Consider the following 21,078-nt stretch of genomic DNA (forward strand, 5'->3'; position numbering starts at 1 on the left):
CCCCGCCCACCCGCCAATCAAACCCAACCAACCCCATGCCCGTCCATTTCTTATCCGATAAACCCCTCACACTCGACGATCTCACGGCCGTACTACACGGCGGTGTGACCGTCGAGCTGCCAGCGGAAACCCGCGACAAGATAACCCGCTGCCGCACCTACCTCGATCAAAAACTGGCCGGGTCAACGCAGGCGATCTATGGTATCAACACCGGCTTTGGGTCGCTGTACAATAAAAACATCTCGCATGACCAATTAGAAAAACTGCAGGAGAATCTCGTGAAGTCGCACGCCTGCGGCACCGGTCCGGAAGTGCCGGCGGAGATTGTCTCACTCATGCTTTTTCTGAAGGCGCAGTCCCTGTCGTATGGCTACTCGGGCGTACAGGTCCTTACGGTCGAGCGCCTCGTGGCGATGTATAACGCGCGCGTGCTCCCGGTGATTTACGAGATGGGATCGCTCGGCGCCTCCGGCGACCTGGCTCCCCTGGCGCACTTGTCGTTGCCGCTGTTGGGGCTGGGAGAAGTACAACACAACCATATCCGTCTATCCGGCGAAGCCATCAATAAACAATTCCAGTGGAAGCCCATTGCCTTTGCGGCGAAAGAGGGCCTGGCACTGCTCAACGGCACACAATTCATGAGCGCGTACGGCACCTGGTGTGTGGTGCATGGTCAGCGTTTATTACACCTGGCAAATCTGATCGGCGCATTGTCACTCGACGCTTTCGACGGACGCATCGAGCCGTTCCTGCCGTCGGTCCATGCCATCCGCCCGCATGCCGGGCAACAATCGGTGGCCGCTGCAATACGGGCCTCCCTTGCCGGCAGCGAGCTCATAGCGCAAGCTAAAAAACACGTACAGGATCCCTACTCCTTCCGCTGCATTCCGCAGGTGCACGGCGCCAGCGCCGATGCGCTCGACTATGCCACGCGCGTGATGCTGACGGAAGTCAACAGCGTCACGGATAATCCGAATGTCTTCCCCGACGACGATGCCATCATCTCCGCGGGCAACTTCCACGGCCAGCCGCTGGCCCTGGCGCTCGACTTCCTGGCCATTGCCCTGGCCGAGCTGGGCAACATCTCCGAGCGACGTACATACCAGTTGATCGCCGGACTGCGCGACCTGCCCAATTACCTGGTGGCCAACCCCGGTATCAACTCGGGATTGATGATCCCTCAATACACCGCCGCCTCGCTGGTCAGCCAGAACAAACAGCTTTGCACGCCGGCCTCGGTAGACTCCATTGTGTCGTCCAACGGGCAGGAAGACCACGTCAGCATGGGCGCAAATGCCGCCACGAAGGCATATCGCATTGTCGACAACCTGTATTCCATCCTGGCCATCGAGCTCATCACCGCCGCCCAGGCGCTTACCTTCCGCAGACCCCTGAAAAGTTCGCCTGCGCTGGAAGAATTCGTTCATACTTTCCGTGCCATAGTGCCGTTTATAGAAGATGACCGCATATTGCACGACGATATTAAAAAGGCGGAAGATTTTTTAAAGAACCTGCCGCTGAAAACGAACGCATGAAGGCACTGCCGCTCATTTTTACCGTATGGCTGGTACTCATTGTCACGCATGTGGCTGTGGCGCAGTTTCCCAGTAACAACGGTAAATTTACTGCTGACGCAATAAAAGGCTGTGAGACGCTGAAAGTATGGATTACCAACACGCCGTGTGCTGACCCCACGATCTCATGCTCCTACCGGGTAACCCGGAACGGCACCACCATAAAAACCGGTGAGTTTGACAATGCCAACACAGGCGTCGACTCCGTTTGGTTCATGCCGGCGGGTACTTATAATTTGTTTATTGCCGTGGGGACCGATGGCGTAAATAACGACGACATCCGCATTGATGTATCGCCCAATGCCCCTCCTTCCTTTGAAGCATACTCCTGCGACGGCGGAGAGGTCTTTGTGAAAGTGACAGACACGCGCTATCCATTTTATGTATTCGACTATTCCGACGGTCCGACAGTCACGAAACCTGCCGTGAGCGCGACCGACATTCACACCTATACACCCGCGCCCGCTACCCCTACACCGCGCACGGTGAAAGTGACCGGCAGCAACGGTACCGGTGCCAACGACGCCAGTTGCCTGACAAAAACTGCTACCGTAACCGTGGCCAATACACTCCCCGTGGCAGACATCCGCCGGGTGGAAGTGTTAGACCCCGGCACGTCCATCAAAGTAGATTTCGATACCGATCCTTCCATTCAGTATCGGTTTATGGTCGCGACAAACAACGCCACCGGCTTCCAGCAGTACGCAACGCTTTACAGCGACCAGGCCACCAACATGACCCAAACGGTAGCAAACGTACCGGCACTGTCCAACTACTACTGCATGCGCGTCAATACCTTCAACCCGTGCGACAACGTGGTGGCCGGCAGCTCCCCGATCGTGTGCAGTCTCAACCTGACGGCTACCGCGCAAAACAACGAAAACGACCTCACCTGGTCTACCGCCGCGGCCAGCGCCACGCACCCGCTGACCGACATCACCATTACTAAAAACGAAGCGGCATTGTCGCCCAACGTAGCCCCTACTCCCGCGGCCTACACCGACACCGATGTCACCTGCAAGGAACAATACACGTACCGGCTCACCGGCAATTATACCGGTGGCGCACAAAGCCTTTCGTTCCCCAAAAGTGTCACCGCATTCTCCAACAACATTCCACCGGCCATTGCCGACATCAGCACCTTGGTAGACGGCACCAGCGTCACGCTCACGTGGCCTGAAGTGGCGGTACCGGCCTCGACATTCTCCATCGTCAAGACCGTAAACAGCGTGCCCGGTGCGGCCCAGGAGTTTACCACGTTGCCCTTTGTAGATGCGGCGTACGCCACCGCGGACCCTACGTGTTACCGCGTGACCTATACCGACCGGTGTGGCAACACCAGTCTGCCAAGCCCGGATGCCTGCCCCATACAGCTCGGCGGCAGCCTGCGGCCCGACAACACGGTCGACCTGACGTGGTCCGCCTATAGCGGCTGGACGTCCCCCCTGAGCACTTATGTCGTGAGCCTGTACGACGATGGCGGCAACCTGATCGAAACCACCGACGCGGGCAACGTCACCACGTTTACCGACCCAAGCACCAACAACCCTGACAATCAAGTCAGCACCTACGTCATTACCGCCCGGGCCACGGACGGCACGCTGGACCCGTCTGTTTCCAATACCATTACCGTCATCAAGGCGCCTAACCTCTATTACCCGACCGGGTTTACTCCCAACCGCGATGGCACGAACGACACCTTCCGCGTCTTTGGCCAGCGGTATGTGGTAAGCTTCGACATGAAGATCTTTAACCGTTGGGGCGAGATGATGTATAGTACAAACGACAAGGAAGACGCCGGCTGGGACGGCACCTATAAGGGCAACCTGCAGCCGGAAGGCACGTATGTCTTTAGGGCTACGGTCGTAGACCGCGCGGGCCGCACCTTTGAGAAATCCGGCGCCTTCTATCTGCTGCGAAAGAAGTAGGCTATCGGCAATCAATTCATACCTTTGCCGCCAGATAACAACCCGTAATCCATATAGCTATGTTTGACATGATGAAAATGATGGGCAAGATGAAGGAAGTTCAGGCCCGCATGAAAGAAGCCCAGGACAGCCTCGTCAACGTACGTGCCGAAGGCGATGCCGGCGCCGGCATGGTAAAGGCCACGGTCAATGGCAAGAAACAGCTCGTGGCCCTCGAAATCGACCCCTCCTTGCTGAAGGCTGACGATCGCATCATTTTACAGGATTTGATCATTGCCGCCGTCAACAAGGCTGCCGGCGAGGCCGAAATAAAGGCCAAAGAAGAGCTCCGGAAGAGCACCGAAGGGCTGCTGCCGAATATACCGGGTGTAGACCTTAGCAGCCTGATGGGATGAGCCGGACCGCCGTTGTCATTTTAAACTATAACGGAGCTGCCTACCTGCGCAAGTTCCTGCCCTCGGTCGTGGCCTGCTCGCCCGAAGCCGAGGTCATTGTAGCCGACAACGGCTCGACCGACAATTCCATCGAAGTATTAAAGCGCGAGTTTCCCGGCGTCAGGTTGATCCTGTTTGACCAGAACTATGGCTTCTGCGGCGGCTATAACCGGGCGTTACAACACGTTACCGACGCCGACTACTACGTGCTTCTCAACTCCGACATTGAAGTTACCCCGGATTGGTTGCCGCCGCTTATCCGTCTGCTTGACAATAACGCCGGTATAGCAGCCGTCCATCCCAAGATACTCTCCTATCACCAACCCAGTCAATTCGAATATGCCGGCGCTGCCGGCGGGTATATCGACGCGCTGGGATATCCCTTCTGCCGCGGGCGCATGTTTCGCGCCGTCGAGACAGACAGCGGGCAGTATAATGATCAACGTCCGGTCTTCTGGGCGACGGGTGCATGCCTCCTGATACGAGCGGAATTATACCACCAATTTGGCGGACTGGATGAGGACTTCTTTGCACATATGGAGGAGATCGATCTCTGCTGGAAACTGCAACGATCCAATCATCAGGTGTACTATTGTGGGCTGAGCACTATCTACCACGTTGGCGCTGGTACGCTGGGCTATGATCATCCGCGTAAAACCTACCTGAACTTTCGAAATGGGCTGTCGCTTATCCTGAAGCACTTCGACACAACCGAGTTAGTGTATAAATTCCCTGTGCGTCTGGCCCTTGACTGGCTGGCGGCAATTGTGTTTCTGGCCCAGCGCAAGCCTGCTAATGCCCGGGCCGTGCTGCAGGCGCATGTACATTTCTTAAGAAGGTTTCGGCGCGACTGGCGCAAACGTAAGGCACTACACCGCGCATACCCCTCATACCCGCGTACGGCGGTATACCGGGGATCTATTATCTTCGACCATTATATCCGCAGAAAGTCACCCCGGGTATAGTTATTGCTATTGGTACACCTATCGAGGGTATTACCGCTAATAACGTTTATTTCCCTTCCCTAACTTAATAGTCCCACACGGGCTTGCGCTTACGCAAATGCTTGCGCATATTCATGATAAAGGCCAGGGAAAGGTAAATAATTAGCGGTGATCCGAAGGTGATAAAGGAAGTGTAAATGAAGAAAAGACGTATGCTGGAGGTAGCCACACCGATCTTCTCGCCAATGTGTGTACACACGCCAAAGGCCTGACGCTCAAAGAAATGCTGGATTTTATCGGTTAATTGCCTCATATTGCCTTTTCTTTTAGAACTTCAACGTAGAAATAGTTGATTTATCGAACAAAAATCCGGCTTACAAATATAACGCGCCGAACGCTTCTTATGATCCCTGTCGATCTTATTTTTTTGAGTATAATTGCAAAAAAATACACATAAGTATAGTTTTGCAACCTGTTTAAAATCAACTAATAAACTAAAATCCAATGAGAAAAGTAGTTTACTCATTTCTGGTCGTCGGTGCCTTTAGCCTCGCGGGCTGCACGCTGCCCAAGATGGTGAAAATGGCAAAAGAACAACAGCTGACTGTGACCCCCAATCCGCTGGAAGTTCATAAGGATACAGTTGCCTACGAACTGGCAGCAAACCTGCCTGTAAAAATGCTGAAGAAAGGTACGGCTTACACCGTAAACAGCTTCTACAAGTACGGTGAGCAAGAGCTTGCGCTGGATCCTATACCGTTCAAGGCCGAGGACTACCCGAACGCCGCCAAAGAGCAACCACGCGTAACAAAGAGCTTTTCATTCCCTTACCAGCCTGCTATGAAAGTAGGTACTCTCGAAGTAGAGGGTGTTGCTTCGAAAGGCTCTAAGTCGAAAGCCACTGCGCGTATGCCTGTCGCTACCGGTGTGATCACTACTTCGAAATTGGTTAAGCCTGTATACTTCGCCGCTTACGCTGGCCATGGTTACAACAACCAGGAAGAACTGACTCCCATCGTTATTCCTGACTTCATCTTCGAGCAAGGCCGTTCTGTCCTCAGAACTTCTGAGATCAAGAGCACAAAAGGTAAACAACTCGATGCCTTCATCGCTTCGAAAAACGCTACCCGTACCGTAACCATCACCGGTACTCACTCTCCTGAAGGTGCTGAGCGTATCAACAGCAAACTGTCTCCGGAACGTGCTGCTGCGATCGAAAAATTCTATCGCACAGAAATGAAGAAGTACGACTACAAAGGCAAAGCTGACTCGATCCAGTTCATCCTGAAGCCGGTTATTCAAGACTGGGCTAACTTCAAAATCGCCCTCGAAGCCTACACTGGCATCACTTCTGAAGAGAAAGCTGAATACCTGAACATCATCAACGGTGGCGGTACTTTCGAAGACCAGGAGAAACAATTCAAGTCGCTGAAGACGTACAAGAAAGTTTTCAAAGACGTGTATCCTAAACTGAGAACAGCAAAAACTGAGATCCTGGTTGTAAAAGAGAAGAAAACAGACGCAGAAATCTCTGTACTGGCGAAACAAATCACAACCGGCGCTACCAGCGCAGATACGCTGTCACAAGAAGAGCTGCTGTACGCTGCTACACTCACTCCTTCCCTGGATGAGAAAGCTGCCATCTACGAAGCTGCTACCAAAAAAGGTACAAGCTGGGTAGCCCACAACAACCTCGGCGCTGTATACATCGCGCAAGCCATCGAAAACTCCAGCAACGCTGCTGCCCTGGCTGACAAAGCACAGGCTCAACTTGACCTGGCATCTAAGATCAACGACGCTCCGGAAGTACAAGCCAACCTGGCTTCGGTCGCTGCGCTGAAAGGCAACGCTTACGCTGCTTACAGCCACGCTGCGAAAGCTGCTGGTGGCCTGACTGGCGACAACGCTGCCGGTGTAAACGGTGTGAAAGGCTATGCTGAGATCGTAAAAGCACAATACGCTGCTGCGGTAAGCTCTGAGTCTAACGCTACAGACAATGCTGACAACCTGTTCAACAAAGGTCTGGCACAAGTGCTGAACAAAGACTACCAAAACGCCCTGACTTCTTTCAAAGAAGCTACCAACAAAAACAGCAACCTGGCGATCGCGTATTATGGCGCGGCCGTTGCCTCTGCCCGCCTGAACCAGGCTGACGGCGTGGTCAGCAACCTGACTTCTGCTGTAAAAGTTGATCCTTCCCTGAAAGAAGCTGCTCTGAGCGACCTCGAATTCACGAAATTCGCCGCCACTGAGCCTTTCAGAAATGCGTTGAAATAACAGAACTCATTGGAATCTTGATATAAAAACCCTTCCGGTCCCCGGGAGGGTTTTTTATTTGCCCAATCCACCCCCGGATACTATTTTTACACGCTTTTCAAAAGTAACGTCATGAGAGAGATCCAGTTTAGAGAGGCCCTGCGCGAGGCCATGAGCGAAGAAATGCGTAAAGACCCCAGCATCGTGCTGTTAGGTGAAGAGGTAGCCGAATACAACGGCGCCTACAAAGTCAGCCAGGGTATGCTGGCAGAATTTGGAGCCGAGCGCGTGCTCGATACGCCAATCGCTGAGCTGGGCTTTGCCGGGATCGGTGTCGGTGCTGCCATGAACGGCCTCCGCCCCATCATCGAATTCATGACCTTCAACTTCTCGCTGGTAGCCATCGACCAGATCATTAACTCGGCCGCCAAGATCCTTTCCATGTCAGGCGGGCAGTATAGCGCCCCTATCGTGTTCCGTGGCCCTACCGGCAATGCCGGCCAGCTAGGCGCCCAACACTCCCAAAACTTTGAAAACTGGTTTGCCAATACCCCCGGTCTGAAAGTAGTCGTTCCGTCCAACCCGTACGACGCCAAAGGCCTCCTGAAAGCCTCTATTCGTGATAACGACCCCGTTATTTTCATGGAGTCTGAGGTCATGTATGGTGATAAAATGGACGTTCCTGCCGAAGAGTACATCATTCCCATTGGTCTGGCAGATACCAAACGCGCCGGCACGGACATCACCATCGTGTCTTTTGGCAAGATTATGAAGGTAGCCCTCGCGGCAGCGGAAGAACTCCAAAAGGAAGGCATCTCTGCGGAAGTAATCGACCTGCGCACCGTGCGTCCGATCGACTACGCGGCCATTGTAACCTCTGTGAAGAAGACCAACCGCCTCGTGATCGTAGAAGAAGCCTGGCCGCTGTCGTCTATCGCGACGGAGATTACCTATCACGTGCAAAAGCACGCCTTCGACTACCTGGATGCTCCTATCCAGCGTGTCAACAGCTTCGACGTGCCCCTGCCCTACGCCCCTACGCTGATTCAGGCCATCCTGCCCAACGTAGAAAAGACTATTAAGGCAGTAAAAGCCACCCTGTACCGCGATTAATACGCCGCGTCTTCGACGTGACGGATAAACCTTATACAGCAGCCTTCCCCACCGGGAGGGCTGTTTTTTTATGCCCCGTCGGGAAAAGATTTAGAAGGAAACTTCCATATAACCCTGCGAGGTGACGGCTTCATGCCCACGCACCAATGCCGGTCGCCAGGGTGGTCCCTCACGAAGCAGGCGGATAGCCTCCTGGTCGCATACCGGGCAAACGCTCTGCAAGATCACAAAGTCGCGAAGCCCTCCCCGAGGGTCTACCGTAAAGACAACTTTCACGGTACCGCTACCCGGCCACAAGGCTCCGGGGGCATGCGTATGCGCATCCAGGTATTTTCGATACTTCTCCAGGCCCATGACCGGCAGTGCCAGGTCACTCCATTGATCGTATACATACCGTTTACCATCGCGCGTGACGGCCATGCCCCGCTCGAGCTTGCCTTCGTGGTATAATTCCTGATAGTAGGGCGTGCCATCCGCGTGATACCCCCGCCAAAGGCCTTCCTGCTTGCCATCCAGGTAACTGCCGACGGATTTTACCTTTCCGTTTTCATACCACTGTGTTTCGTAGCCATTGCCGTCCTTCACCTGTACACGACCGAGCGAGTCCCACACATTTCGGGTAAACGCACCGTCCTGGTAAACCACTTCGCGCTGTAGCCTGCCGTTATGATAATAGGTTTCCCACTTCCCCGTTGATTCCTCTCGTACATAGCGCCCGGCAGAAGTATAGGTACCGTGATCGGAGTAATAGAGAAATATGCCGTCTTTCAAACCGTCTTTATATTCTCCTTTCATTTGCACGTCGCCGTTCCGGAAATAGTCCGTCACCCGGCCCTGCCAACGGCCTGCCGAGTCGCGGGCGCCTTCGCGGTAATAGTGATAATCGGTTACACTGAGCGTTTCTTTCCAGTCTTTGTCGTAGTATACTTTTGTGTAGTCCAACGCTGCAGGGGATGCCGCCGCGGAGACCTCTTGTACCGTGTCCGCTGTCAATGCCAGCGATGCGTCATAGTTTAGCGGGAAACGAATCTTACCAATCGCTGCCTGCTGTTGCTGTATGATCTCGATACTGTCGCGGTATACATAGGACTCGCGGGCAATCATCTTAATCCTATACGTTGTCTCCGCGTGGCGCAACCGACTATACAGGCCGATAATAGCCGTGTCGGCTTGCAGTACAGCGGGTATGGCCGGCAACGCGCGCAATTGGGATGCGATCGTATCCCACCGGCCGGCGAGCAGCGCCAGGCTGTCCTTCAATGCCTCGTCGGTCTTCGCTGCGCCATATACCCGCCCGCCGTCATCTTCCGCGCGCAGCACTTGTTGATAAATGGCATAATAGCGTTTCTGCCCCTGGGGCAAAACAAATAACACCAGCGGTATCGCCAGCATGACTACCAGCAGTCGACCATTGGGGATAAGCCAACGCAGCTTAAAATGAAATACCGAAAGCACGACACCCGCTATACAGCCGCCGATGTGACCGGCCAGATCAACATTTAACTGTGCCGTAATGAAGGCATTGATCAGGACGAAGATCACGAAGTTGATAAATACCGTTCGCAGCTGCTGGCGGTCGTGAAAGCTGCCGATCACTTCGGCACCCAACCGGTAACCGTACAACCCGAACAGCGCCCCCGACGCACCGGCACTGATCACATACGTATTAAACAACAAGCTCGCGATGCCCGATACCAGGCCGCAGCAAAAGTATACCAGCAAAAATCGCGGCGTGCCCACCGCCGGTTCAAGCCCTGCTCCCAGGACATAGAGCCCGTACATATTTACCGCCAGGTGAATAACGCCGTAGTGTAGAAACATGGACGTCAGCAGGCGCCAGGGTTGGTCGCCCAGCGTATAGGGATTGAAGTTACCCCCCACGTGCAAAATGGCCAGCGCGTCAGCGCCCGTGTTCATCATCAGGCTCTGCTGCTGCCAGGCCAGCCAGAAAAATACCACGAGGTTGATGCCTATCAGCACCGTTGTAGCGATCGATTTCCGGAACATCTCTCCCATTTATTTAGCCAGTGCCGCCAGCCGTTGCAACAACGGGGGGTGGGAATAGTGAAAAAATACATACAGCGGATGAGGATACAGGTTGCTGAGGTTTTCTACCGACAGCTTCTTGAGCGCCGCCATCAGTGCCGGACCGTCGTAGGTCGCGCGCGCATAGGCATCGGCCTCGAACTCGTTCTTCCGGCTATACATACTCATCAGCAAGCCGGTAACCGCCGACACAGGCGAGAACAGGGTCGCAAAGGCAATCAGGTTTAAATGTATCGCCTGTTGGCTTCCGCCCAACGCCAGCGACAGCGCTTCGCTGGAAATCATCCACGACAACACATACAACGTAAAGAATATCTGCACCACGGCCAGTACCAGGCTCCAGACAATATGCTTTTTCTTAAAGTGCCCAACTTCGTGTGCCAGCACCGCCACCAGTTCCTCTTCCGTGTGCTGCTGCAGCAATGTATCGTACAGCACAATCTTTTTCTTTTTGCCAATACCCGAAAAAAAGGCGTTGGCCTTGCTGCTGCGCTTCGAGCCGTCGATCACAAAAATGTTATCCAACGGAAAGTCTACCTTGCGGGCAAACGTTTCAATCGCCGTCTTGAGCGACCCTTCCGGCAGGGGCGTCAATTTGTTGTACAGCGGCAGGATCAACGACGTATAAAACAAGTTTATAAACAACACACATACGGTGGCGAGCACGGCAAACCACAACCAGAACGACGGCCCCAGGATCTGCACCAGGTAGATCAGCGCCGTCAACAGCAAGCCGCCCAACAGTCCACCCAACAGATACCCTTTGAGCTTGTCGAGAATAAACGTGCGCACGGTCGTTTTATTAAAGCCATACCGGGCCTCGATCACAAACGTGCTATACCATTGAAACGGGAGCGTCAGGATGTCCGACGCCAGCGCAATCACGCTGAAGAACACCAATGCCAGTACGATCTCGTTGGGAAAGAACGGGCGCAATTGGGCGTCTATCCAGCCAAAGCCACCGGTCAGCAGCATGCCTGCCGACACCAAAAATGCCAGCGCCTCGGTTAAAAATGAAAAGCGGGTGAGCGCCCGGTGGTACGCCAACGAGTTCACGTATTTATCCCGGTCATAAAAGGCGGCAATCTCGTCGGGCAGCGTCGCGCGTTGGGCCCGCAGGTTGAGATAGTCCAATAGTTGCCCGGACACGTACGAAATCGTCGTGATGGCTAAAATGATAACCAAAATAGTGTGCGGCTGCATATACTCCATTTTACGCAAATAAAAGGAGAAGTCGCAAGGTTATGAAGGTGTTTGTGATAAAGATGTTTATCGGAAATACATGTACAGAATGTACAGAATACGCGTGTAATAGCTCACCCAAAAACGTACCATAACCGAAACCGGGACGAGTATCGGGTACAACATCCCGGTTTCTGTATAGTGTCGTAACAATGTGTAGCGATAACGGCTAAGCGCGGTCCTCCTCCAGGTCTTCATGGTTGTCGCCGCCGAGGCTATAAGAATTGTTCTCTTCGTCTTCCGCTCCAATTGCCTCCGATGCATCATCCATTTCCGAGCCCGGAATGTCCAGGTCCTTGCCGGCGAAATCTACTGGCGTTACCCGGTTACGGAGTTGGTCGTCATCGCCTTCGTCGCTGTTCAACCCATCCGTACCCAGCGCACGGCGGTCTTCTTTGGTCAAATCGCTTTCCTTGTTAGCACGACCTTCACGTGCAGCGTCTTCGGTCATTTGTTTTCCGCTTGTGCGCGAAGTGCTCATATCCTCCAGATCCACGTGCACGCGCTCCATGCCATTACTGGGGTTCATAATATCTTCGCTCGGCGGATACTCGCCGGGAAGTTTGTCCTTCTTCGGAGCCTTGGTATGCGTAGCCTTGGATTTGGCCGACTTCTTGGCCGGTGCGTTTTTCTTCGCAGCGGGGGTATTGCTATTTTTTGTCGTTTTCATATAATCTGTATTTAAAGGTTATTCAATTCGATCCGAACACCCGTCGAGGCAGCTTCGTAGATCGCCGTGAGAATACGCACGTCCCGCAGGCCCATCTCTCCCGACACTTTGCTCTTTTTATTCTGACGCACGCAGGTCGCAAAGTCATCCATTTGCAGCGCTTGTTGGTTTACCTGTGGCAGGTCCAGCTTGCCCTGGCTGCTGCTGCCGGTGATACCTTTATAGGCATAAGCCGGTTCAAGCGCGTACCAACCGCGTTCGGCATCAACCCGTAGCATATTCATTTCTTTGGCATAGCTGGTTTCGCAGTCGGCCAGGATCCCCCCCGGAAATTCCAGTTGCCACATAAGCGACTGCTCGACTTGCGAAAAACGTTTCAGGTCCGTCTTCTCTCCTTCGCGTGCCGTGACGGCAATCGGATTCTTGCCCACCGTATAGATCGCGGCCTGCACACAATAAATGCCGACGTCCATCAACGGGCCGCCACCCGCCAGTTTCTTATCCAACCGCCACACGTTCGGCTCGATGTCCATGCCGTCGCGGGCTTGCACTTTCGTAACGGCGCCATATACATTATTCTTACCAAACTCCATCATCGTAAGATTGTGCGGCTCGAAGTGCAACCGGTAGCCAATCGACAACAAACGGTCGGCCTTCTGACACGCCGCAATCATCTGCTCACACTCTTTAACAGATATTGCCATCGGCTTCTCGCAGATCACATGCTTGCCGGCGGCGGCCGCGCGAATGGTAAACTCCGCGTGCATCGAATTTGGCAACACCACGTAGACAATGTCGATGTCCGGATTATCCTTAATAGCGTCGAAATTCTGATAGTTATAAACACTCCTGTTGGGAATGTTGTACTTACGCTTCCACTTTTCGGCTTTCGCGGGCGTGCCGGTAACAATGCCCGCCAAACGGCAGTTCTTGCTCTGCTCCAATGCCGGTGCCAGCTGATGCGTGCTATAATTACCAAGGCCCACCAGCGCAATGCCTAGTTTACGCCCGGTATCCTGAACAGGGGCCGCATCACCGGCGTCCTCCCACCCTTGCGGGCTGCGCGACACCGCCCACGCCGGTAGCGAGAAGCTGAGCAACGTGCCGCCCACCGTGCCGGACAGCTGCCGGAGAAAAGTCCGTCGCGAGGAAGAAGGTGTGTGGGATTCTTTCATGCTGTCCTATTTCTGGTACGAAATAAAAACACATGCCCGCAGACAAAAAGAAAGCACCTCACCAACGCACCGGTTGATGAGGAGTTAATTCTACAGTACTCGTAATGTTGATTAGAAGCTGACCGTTTAGGGGGCCAGCAGCGCATCGATGGCCGCCTTGTAGCGATCGAATGCAAACCCTTTCAGGGTTTGATCCATCATGCCCTGAATAGCCGGCAAGCTCAGATTGCCAATGCTCCCTTCGTGTGTATGCTGCACCGTCGTAGCAGGATTGTATTGCCCCTGCTCGATGTCCATGCCGACTTTCTTGTACGCATCCCGGAACGGCATACCCGCCAGTACCAGCCTGTTCACTTCCTCCACGCTGAATAAGAAGGTATACTTAGGATCACGCAGTATGTTTTCCTTTACCTTGATGTTTGACAGCATCAGGTGCGTCATTTGCAGGCAGTCTTTTAAGCTCTGAATGGCCGGGAACAGGATTTCCTTGAGCAACTGCATGTCGCGGTGATAACCCGACGGCAGGTTGGCCGTGGCCAGGGCAATGTCATTCGGCAACGCGGCCAGCTGGTTGCAGCGGCCCCGCACAAGCTCAAATACATCAGGGTTCTTTTTGTGCGGCATGATACTCGATCCCGTCGTCAGCTCGTCCGGGAAAGTGATAAAACCGAAGTTCTGGTTCAGGAACAAACACGCATCCATCGACAGCTTGCTCAGCGTCAGGGCAACATTCGACAAGGCACTGGCGACGATGCGTTCCGTCTTGCCGCGCCCCATCTGCGCATAGACTACGTTGTAATTCAGGTCTTCAAAACCCAGCAGCGAAGTCGTCAGGGTGCGATTGAGCGGAAACGATGAACCATATCCCGCGGCCGACCCCAGCGGGTTTTTATTCACCACACGGTACGCTGCCTGCAAAGTAATAAGATCGTCCACCAGGCTCTCCGCATACGCGCCAAACCACAAGCCGAAAGACGAGGGCATGGCGAGCTGCAAGTGTGTATAGCCCGGCAGCAAATGATTTTTAAAAGCTTCGCTCTGTGCCAGCAACAGGTCGAAGAGGACTTTTACGCCGTCCGTTACCTGCTCGATCTCGTGGCGCAGGTATAATTTAATATCGACCAATACCTGGTCGTTGCGCGACCGGCCACTGTGAATCTTCTTGCCAACATCGCCCAGGCGACGGGTCAGCTCCAGCTCTACTTGCGAGTGAATATCCTCCACCCCGTCCTCCACGCGAAAATCGCGTGTCAGGATCTTCCCGTATATATCTTTTAAGGCTGCCGTCAACAAGTCCAGCTCGGACTTTTCCAGCAGGCCGATGGTTTGCAGCATCGTGATGTGCGCCAGCGAGCCTTGTACGTCAAACGGTGCCAGGAACATATCCATTTCCTGGTCGCGGCCTACGGTAAAGCGCTCTACTTCTTTCAGGGAAGCCTTATCTTTTTGCCAGAGTTTCATTGCTTATAAAATCACTTCGTTCAGAACCTTGATATAGGTTTCGATGCCCTGACGGATCTCGTCGACATAAATAAATTCATTGGCCGAGTGCGAACGTGCCGAGTCACCCGGGCCCATCTTCACCGAAGGCGTGGGGATCAACGCCTGGTCCGACGTGGTCGGCGAGCCATAGCGGTGTATGCCCAGCTTGACGGCCGCCTGCACCAGCGGATGCTCCTCGGCAATACCCGACGGACGCATACGCATTGAGCGGGGTTTTACCTCACTCTTCACGTGCTGCCGGATGATGTCCAGCAATTCTTCCAGGGTATATTTATCCGTACAGCGTACGTCGACTGTATAATGACACTCGGCGGGCACCACGTTGTGTTGTTTACCGGCGGTAATGATCGACACCGTCATCTTGATCGGTCCCAACGTCTCCGACACCTCCGGATACCGATACGTGCGAAACCATTCAATGTCCGGCAGCGCTTCGTAAATCGCATTGATCCCTTCTTCACGGGCAGCGTGACCCGCCTTGCCCTGGGCAATACAATCCAACACCATCAAACCTTTTTCCGCTGTGGCCATCTGGCACAGGGTAGGCTCTCCGACAATGGCAAAGTCGATCGTGGGCAGTGATGACCAAATGCTCTCGACACCGCCGGTGCCGGATATTTCTTCCTCCGCCGTGGCGGCCAGCACGACGTTATACTTCAGGTTCTGCTGCGGGAAGTAGTGCAGAAAGGTGGCCATGAGTGATACCAGCGGTCCGCCGGCGTCGTTGCTGCCCAAACCAAACAGTTTACCGTCGATGACCTCGGGTTTGAACGGGTCGCGTGTATACTGGGGGTTGGGGCGCACGGTGTCGTGGTGCGAGTTGAGGAGTACGGTTGGTTTGTTCGGATCGAAATACTGATTTTTTACCCAGATGTTGTTACCCTTGCGAAACGAGTTTACCCGTTCACGCTCAAAAAAATCTTCCAATACCGAAGCCACTTCGTCCTCCTCCTTACTGAACGACGGCACAGCAATGAGCCGCGTCAGGAGGTTGGTAGCCTTTTCGTGTAATGATTCCATAAGTGATGGTAGCCGTCAGGCCTCTGGTAGCCCGCCAACGTTGTTATATCGTGATCAAAGTTCCTTCTGTTTCGCTGCCGGTATTTTTGAGCAGGTCTGATGCCTCACCGATCAGCACTTCTTTTACGCCGGTTTGAATCGCCGCATAAGCATTTTCCAATTTCGGCAATATCCCGTCAGCAAACACGCCGGCCGGCAATAATTCTTCGTATTTACTTTTGGGTAAATGTCGTATGACGGTGCTCGGATCGTTTACATTGCGCAGCACACCCTTCTTTTCAAAGCAGAAGATCAGCCGCACATCAAACTGCTTGCACAACGCCACTGCCAGCACCGATGCAATCGTATCGGCATTGGTGTTGAGTATAGCGCCCTCGGCGTGCGTCAGCGGTGCAAACACCGGCACAATGCCCGCGTTCAGCAACGTACTTAGGAAGTTTACATTTACCCCCTCCGGCGTGATGTCACCCACGAAGCCGTAGTCTACATCTTTCACCGGACGGCGTACAGCCCGGATTGTGTTGCCGTCCGCACCGGTTAAACCAATGCCATTCGTACCCAGTTTCTGCAGCGTCGCCACGATGTGTTTGTTGACCAAACCACCGTATACCATCGTCACCACGTCGAGTGTCGCCGCGTCCGTAATGCGCCGGCCGTTGACATACTTCGACTCGATACCCAGGCTGTCGCCGATCTTGGTGGCGATCTTACCGCCACCGTGGATGAGGATCTTCGGCTCGCGTATCGCGGCAAAGTCTTGCAGAAATGCGCTCAGTGCCGGAGGGTTGTCCAGTACGTTGCCGCCGATCTTGATGATAAAAAGTTTGCTCATTTGTTGCCGAGTAATTCGCCGATCACCGCCTGCGCCGCCCATACGCGGTTCGACGCCTGTTGCGTAACGATGCTGTTGGCACTGTCGAGAATCTCGTCGCTTAACTCCACGTTACGGCGCACCGGCAGACAGTGCATAACCCGCGCGTTGTTGGTAGACTCCAGCTTCTTCGCCGTCAGCATCCAGGCCGGGTCGTTGTTATAAATGCGGCCATAATCGGTATAGGTACTCCAGTTCTTCACATAGACAAAGTCTGCACCGTGCAACGCTTTATCCTGGTTCGGCTCGTAGGTTGCGCCGTTGGTAAACTTCTCGTCCAGTTCGTAGTCTTCCGGATGGGTAATGACGAAGTCCGCCTTGCCCCACGCGTTCACCCACTGTGCAAAGCTGTTGGCTACACACTGCGGCAACGCCTTTACATGCGGCGCCCAGGTCAGCACAATGCGCGGACGACGTTGCTCGCGGAAGGTCTCCTGAATGGTAATGATATCGGTGAGACTCTGCAACGGGTGCAGCGTAGCGCTCTCCAGACTCAACACCGGTATGCCAGCGTACTTCATGAATTGCTGGATATAGAGCTCGCTGTAATCGTCCACTTTGTTTTGCAGCGACGGAAACGTGCGGATCCCCAGTACATCGAAGTACTTGCCCAGGATCGGAGCCGCATCTTTTACGTGCTCCACGGTGTTTCCGCTCATAATAGCTTCGTCTTCGAACTCCAGCGCCCAGCCGTCCTGGCCTACGTTAAACACAATCACCTTCATGCCGAGATTCTCGGCGGCAATCTGTGTGCTTAACCGGGTACGCATGCTGGGGTTGAGGAACAGCAGGCCCAGGCGCTTGCCGGCGCCTAACGTCTGGCTTTTGAGCGCTTCCTTTTTAAAGGCCAGAGCCTTCGCTACGAGGGCGTCGATGTTGTCGACATCGGCTACGGAAATAAAGTTCTTCATTTCAGTTCTTCAGTCAGGGCAGTTAAAAATAGGTCGGCTTCCGTGCGGCTCAGCGTCAGCGACGGCAACAACCGGATGGTGTTGGGCTTGGCTTCGCCGGTAAAGATCTTGTGTTTGTGCAGCAGGTCGGTACGTACCGTGGCTTTGTCATCGGGCAGGTCGAAACCGATCATCAGACCGCGACCACGCACGTCTTTTAACGTCGGCATAGCCTTGAGCTTTTCAATCCAGTAGTTGCCTTGCACCGCCGCGTTTTCGATGAGCTTCTCCCGCTCGATCACTTCCAGCACAGCCAATCCGGCGATCGACGCGAGGTAGTTGCCGCCGAACGTGGTACCGAGCATACCGCTCCAGGGCTTGATGTCCGGGTGAATAAACACGCCCCCGATCGGGAAGCCGTTGCCCATACCCTTTGCTGTTGTGATGACATGGGGCCGTATACCCGCGTGCTGGTGCGCAAAGAATTTACCGCTGCGGCCGTAGCCACTTTGAATTTCATCCAGAATAAAGATCGTACCGTTTTCCTGACACTTGCGCTCCAGGAATTGCAGAAAGGCATCGTTCGGCAATTGAATGCCTCCCACGCCCTGAATACCTTCAATGATCACTGCTGCCACCGTGTTGTCCAACGCCGCGGTGAAAGCAGCCTCATCATTCATCGGCACAAACACAATCTCGTGGTTAGCGTTGAATGGCGCGACGATTTTCGGATTGTCCGTAGCGGCTACAGCACCGGAAGTACGACCGTGAAACGCCTTCTTAAAAGCGATCACTTTCTTGCGGCCGGTCACAAACGACGCCAGCTTCAGCGCATTCTCATTAGCCTCGGCACCGGAGTTACACAAGAAGAGCTGATAGTCGGGATAGCCCGAAACAACACCCAGCTTCTCGGCAAACTGCTCCTGCTGCGGGTTGCGCACGCTGTTGGAGTAAAATGCAATCTTGCTGAGCTGATCCGTCAGCGCTTTGACATAATACGGATGCGAGTGGCCGATCGAGATCACGGCGTGGCCGCCGTACAGGTCTAAATATTTCTGCCCTTTGTCATCCCATAACCAGGAACCCTCAGCCTTGGCCGGTGTGATGTTAAACAAGGGGTATACATCAAATAATTTCATGACACAGTAAGAAGTAAGGAGGTAAGTGAAGTGTAGTCATTAAAAGGCGATGCTCTTGAGCTTCAGCCCGGCCGTTTCTTCAAGGCCAAACAGCAGGTTCATGTTCTGCACCGCTTGTCCCGAAGCACCTTTCAACAGGTTGTCGATGGCGGTATGTACCACCACCTTGTCGCCCTCCTTCTCCAGGCCCACGAGGCATTTGTTGGTATTCACCACCTGCTTCATGTCCACCACGTCGTCGTACACGACGGTAAAAGGATGGTCCTGGTAAAAGTCGCGGTATACCTTCGTCACTTCTTCCAGCGACAACGCCGTCGAGATCACCGAGCTCACAAAGATGCCACGTGCAAAGTCGCCGCGCCACGGCACAAAGTTGATGGCCGCGGCAAAGCCCGGCTGCAACTGGGCGACCGAGCGTTTGATCTCGCGCAAGTGCTGGTGCGTAAGCGTTTTATAGGCCGAGATGTTGTTGGCGCGCCACGTGAAGTGTGTGGTGTCTTGCAGCTTCTGCCCGGCGCCGGTAGAACCGGTAATACCCGTGGCATATACTTCGCCCAGCGCACCCGTCTTCGCGAGCGGCAGCAAGCCCAACTGGATGGCCGTTGCAAAACAACCGGGGTTGGCAATATTGGAAGCCTGGCGAATGGCATCGCGGTTCAGCTCGGGCAGACCGTACACAAAGGTGCGATCTCCCACCGTCTCACCCAGGCGGAAGTCCTGGCTCAGGTCGATAATTTTGACACTGACCGGAAAAGGGTTTTCTTGTAAGAACTTCTTGCTCTCCCCGTGGCCCAGGCACAGGAAGACAACGTCTACCGTATGCGCCAGAGAGTCGGTAAAGGTCAGCTCGGTATCACCCCGCAGATCGGCATGCGCCGAATACAGTGGGTTGCCGGCGTTACTGCGACTGTGTACAAAAGTCAACTCTACCTGCGGGTGGTTCAACAGCAGGCGAATTGTCTCGCCGCCGGTATAGCCCGCACCGCCGACGATGCCCGCCTTGATCTTAGTGGCCATCGACGTCTGCTTTTACCTGATGATAAATGGCTGTCTGGTTACCGAAAATCTTCGTGAAGCCAATCACGTCGTCGCCGGTCCAGCCAAGGTTCATCTCGCCGTACTTGCCGAACTTCGCCGACATCAGGTCGTATGCCGACTCGATGCCCAGCACCTGGTAGCGGTAGGGATGCAGTTGGATCTGCACCGTGCCGGTAACATGCTGTTGCGAGTTGGTCAGGAAGGCTTCGATGTCACGCATAATAGGGTCGAGGTACTGGCCTTCATGCAGCCAGTTGCCGTAGAACTGCGCCAGCTGGTCTTTCCAGCTCAGTTGCCATTTGGTGAGCACGTGTTTCTCGAGGGCGTGGTGGCCTTTCAGCACCAGCATGGGTGCTGCGGCTTCAAAACCCACGCGGCCTTTGATACCAATGATGGTATCGCCCACGTGTATATCGCGGCCAATGCCGTACGGGCCGGCAATACCTTGCAGGTATTGAATGGCTTCCGTAGGATGCGCGAAGGCCTTGTCGTTTATTTTCTTCAGCTCGCCCTTCTCAAAGGCAAGTGTAACAGTCTCTGTACCGGTTTGGGTCACTTGCGTAGGCCATGCCTCTTCGGGCAGCGTACCGAGCGACTTCAACGTTTCTTTACCACCCACCGATGTACCCCAGATGCCTTTGTTGACCGAGTACATAGCTTTGGTAAAATTCATCTGCACACCTTTCGACTGCAGGTAAGCAATTTCCGCTTCGCGCGAAAGCTTCAGCTCGCGTATGGGGGTGATAATCTCGATGCCGGGCACGAGAATATTGAGGATCATATCAAAACGAACCTGGTCGTTGCCGGCGCCGGTGCTGCCGTGTGCTACGGCATCGGCCTTTACCTCGCGGGCGTAGGTGGCTACTGCCAGCGCCTGCGACATCCGCTCTGCGCTTACGCTGAGTGGATAGGTGTTGTTCTTCAGAATGTTGCCATACACCAGGTAGCGTATAACCTTGTCGTAATAGTTGCGGGTCTCGTCGACGGTCTTGTGCGAAGCCACACCCAGCGTACGGGCGCGGGTCTCGATCTCCTGGATTTCCTGCTCGTTAAAACCACCCGTGTTCACGGTGATGGTGTGTACTTCAAATCCTTTTTCCTCGCCGAGGTACTTGACACAGTAAGAGGTATCCAATCCTCCGCTAAATGCTAATACGACTTTCTTTTTACTCATCTCTCCGGTTGAAGCGCCGTGGGCTTACAAGCTTTCGGCTGGTTATGTTAAAGTTTAAGGT

General features: G+C 54.1%; 18 protein-coding genes. 6 read left to right on the forward strand and 12 right to left on the reverse strand.

Annotated elements, in window-relative coordinates:
- The first annotated feature begins 35 nt into the window (after positions 1–35).
- Genes hutH through K7P01_RS03230 form a run of 4 tightly spaced genes read left to right on the forward strand, consistent with a single transcriptional unit; the run spans position 36 to position 4,901 of the window.
- Positions 36–1,535, forward strand: a complete 1,500-nt coding sequence (hutH, locus tag K7P01_RS03215) for a histidine ammonia-lyase (protein ID WP_267289765.1) — start codon at positions 36–38, stop codon at positions 1,533–1,535.
- Positions 1,532–3,502 carry a gliding motility-associated C-terminal domain-containing protein gene (locus K7P01_RS03220; protein WP_267289767.1) on the forward strand — a complete coding sequence of 657 codons (1,971 nt, stop codon included), beginning with the start codon at positions 1,532–1,534 and terminating at the stop codon, positions 3,500–3,502. The genes hutH and K7P01_RS03220 overlap by 4 nt, the downstream gene beginning before the upstream one ends.
- 59 nt (positions 3,503–3,561) lie before the next feature.
- Positions 3,562–3,897 carry a YbaB/EbfC family nucleoid-associated protein gene (locus K7P01_RS03225; RefSeq protein ID WP_267289769.1) on the forward strand — a complete coding sequence of 112 codons (336 nt, stop codon included), beginning with the start codon at positions 3,562–3,564 and terminating at the stop codon, positions 3,895–3,897.
- The gene (locus tag K7P01_RS03230) at positions 3,894–4,901 is read left to right on the forward strand and encodes a glycosyltransferase family 2 protein (RefSeq protein ID WP_267289771.1); all 1,008 of its coding nucleotides are present in this window, start codon (positions 3,894–3,896) and stop codon (positions 4,899–4,901) included. Before K7P01_RS03225 ends, K7P01_RS03230 begins: the two co-directional genes overlap by 4 nt.
- 64 nt (positions 4,902–4,965) lie before the next feature.
- On the opposite strand, the gene K7P01_RS03235 is transcribed toward K7P01_RS03230, so the two are convergent.
- The gene (locus K7P01_RS03235; protein WP_254086840.1) at positions 4,966–5,193 is read right to left on the reverse strand and encodes a PspC domain-containing protein; all 228 of its coding nucleotides are present in this window, start codon (positions 5,191–5,193) and stop codon (positions 4,966–4,968) included.
- Positions 5,194–5,384: 191 nt separating this feature from the next.
- On the opposite strand from K7P01_RS03235, the gene K7P01_RS03240 reads away from it, so the two are divergent.
- Positions 5,385–7,157 (forward strand): tetratricopeptide repeat protein, encoded by a 1,773-nt coding sequence (locus K7P01_RS03240; RefSeq protein WP_267289773.1) that lies wholly within the window; start codon positions 5,385–5,387, stop codon positions 7,155–7,157.
- A gap of 111 nt (positions 7,158–7,268) precedes the next feature.
- On the forward strand, positions 7,269–8,249 hold the full coding sequence (locus K7P01_RS03245) for a pyruvate dehydrogenase complex E1 component subunit beta (RefSeq protein WP_267289775.1): 981 nt from the start codon (positions 7,269–7,271) through the stop codon (positions 8,247–8,249).
- Between the two features lie 90 nt (positions 8,250–8,339).
- On the opposite strand, the gene K7P01_RS03250 is transcribed toward K7P01_RS03245, so the two are convergent.
- From K7P01_RS03250 to K7P01_RS03300, 11 genes are all read right to left on the reverse strand, one after another.
- Positions 8,340–10,265, reverse strand: a complete 1,926-nt coding sequence (locus K7P01_RS03250) for a rhomboid family intramembrane serine protease (RefSeq protein WP_267289777.1) — start codon at positions 10,263–10,265, stop codon at positions 8,340–8,342.
- On the reverse strand, positions 10,266–11,498 hold the full coding sequence (locus K7P01_RS03255) for a M48 family metallopeptidase (protein ID WP_267289779.1): 1,233 nt from the start codon (positions 11,496–11,498) through the stop codon (positions 10,266–10,268).
- Positions 11,499–11,706: 208 nt separating this feature from the next.
- Positions 11,707–12,207: a hypothetical protein gene (locus tag K7P01_RS03260; protein ID WP_267289781.1), complete on the reverse strand. Its 501-nt coding sequence runs from the start codon at positions 12,205–12,207 to the stop codon at positions 11,707–11,709.
- A gap of 11 nt (positions 12,208–12,218) precedes the next feature.
- Positions 12,219–13,382 (reverse strand): Gfo/Idh/MocA family protein, encoded by a 1,164-nt coding sequence (locus K7P01_RS03265; RefSeq protein ID WP_267289783.1) that lies wholly within the window; start codon positions 13,380–13,382, stop codon positions 12,219–12,221.
- A 126-nt stretch (positions 13,383–13,508) separates the two neighbouring features.
- Positions 13,509–14,843: an argininosuccinate lyase gene (argH, locus tag K7P01_RS03270; protein WP_267289785.1), complete on the reverse strand. Its 1,335-nt coding sequence runs from the start codon at positions 14,841–14,843 to the stop codon at positions 13,509–13,511.
- Positions 14,844–14,846: 3 nt separating this feature from the next.
- Complete coding sequence (locus K7P01_RS03275) at positions 14,847–15,905, reverse strand: M20 family metallo-hydrolase (RefSeq protein ID WP_267289787.1); 1,059 nt, start codon at positions 15,903–15,905, stop codon at positions 14,847–14,849.
- Between the two features lie 43 nt (positions 15,906–15,948).
- A complete protein-coding gene (argB, locus tag K7P01_RS03280; protein WP_267289789.1) occupies positions 15,949–16,737 on the reverse strand; it encodes an acetylglutamate kinase in 789 nt (262 codons plus the stop codon).
- Complete coding sequence (locus tag K7P01_RS03285) at positions 16,734–17,687, reverse strand: Rossmann-fold NAD(P)-binding domain-containing protein (RefSeq protein WP_267289791.1); 954 nt, start codon at positions 17,685–17,687, stop codon at positions 16,734–16,736. Before K7P01_RS03285 ends, argB begins: the two co-directional genes overlap by 4 nt.
- Entirely contained in the window at positions 17,684–18,805 is a 1,122-nt protein-coding gene (locus K7P01_RS03290) for an aspartate aminotransferase family protein (RefSeq protein ID WP_267289793.1), read from the reverse strand. Before K7P01_RS03290 ends, K7P01_RS03285 begins: the two co-directional genes overlap by 4 nt.
- Before the next feature lie 39 nt (positions 18,806–18,844).
- Positions 18,845–19,822 (reverse strand): N-acetyl-gamma-glutamyl-phosphate reductase, encoded by a 978-nt coding sequence (argC, locus tag K7P01_RS03295; protein ID WP_267289795.1) that lies wholly within the window; start codon positions 19,820–19,822, stop codon positions 18,845–18,847.
- Entirely contained in the window at positions 19,812–21,017 is a 1,206-nt protein-coding gene (locus K7P01_RS03300) for an argininosuccinate synthase (protein WP_267289797.1), read from the reverse strand. The genes argC and K7P01_RS03300 overlap by 11 nt, the downstream gene beginning before the upstream one ends.
- Positions 21,018–21,078 lie beyond the last annotated feature (61 nt).

The sequence above is a fragment of the Parachryseolinea silvisoli genome (assembly GCF_021190955.1).
GTDB lineage: Bacteria > Bacteroidota > Bacteroidia > Cytophagales > Cyclobacteriaceae > Ohtaekwangia > Ohtaekwangia silvisoli.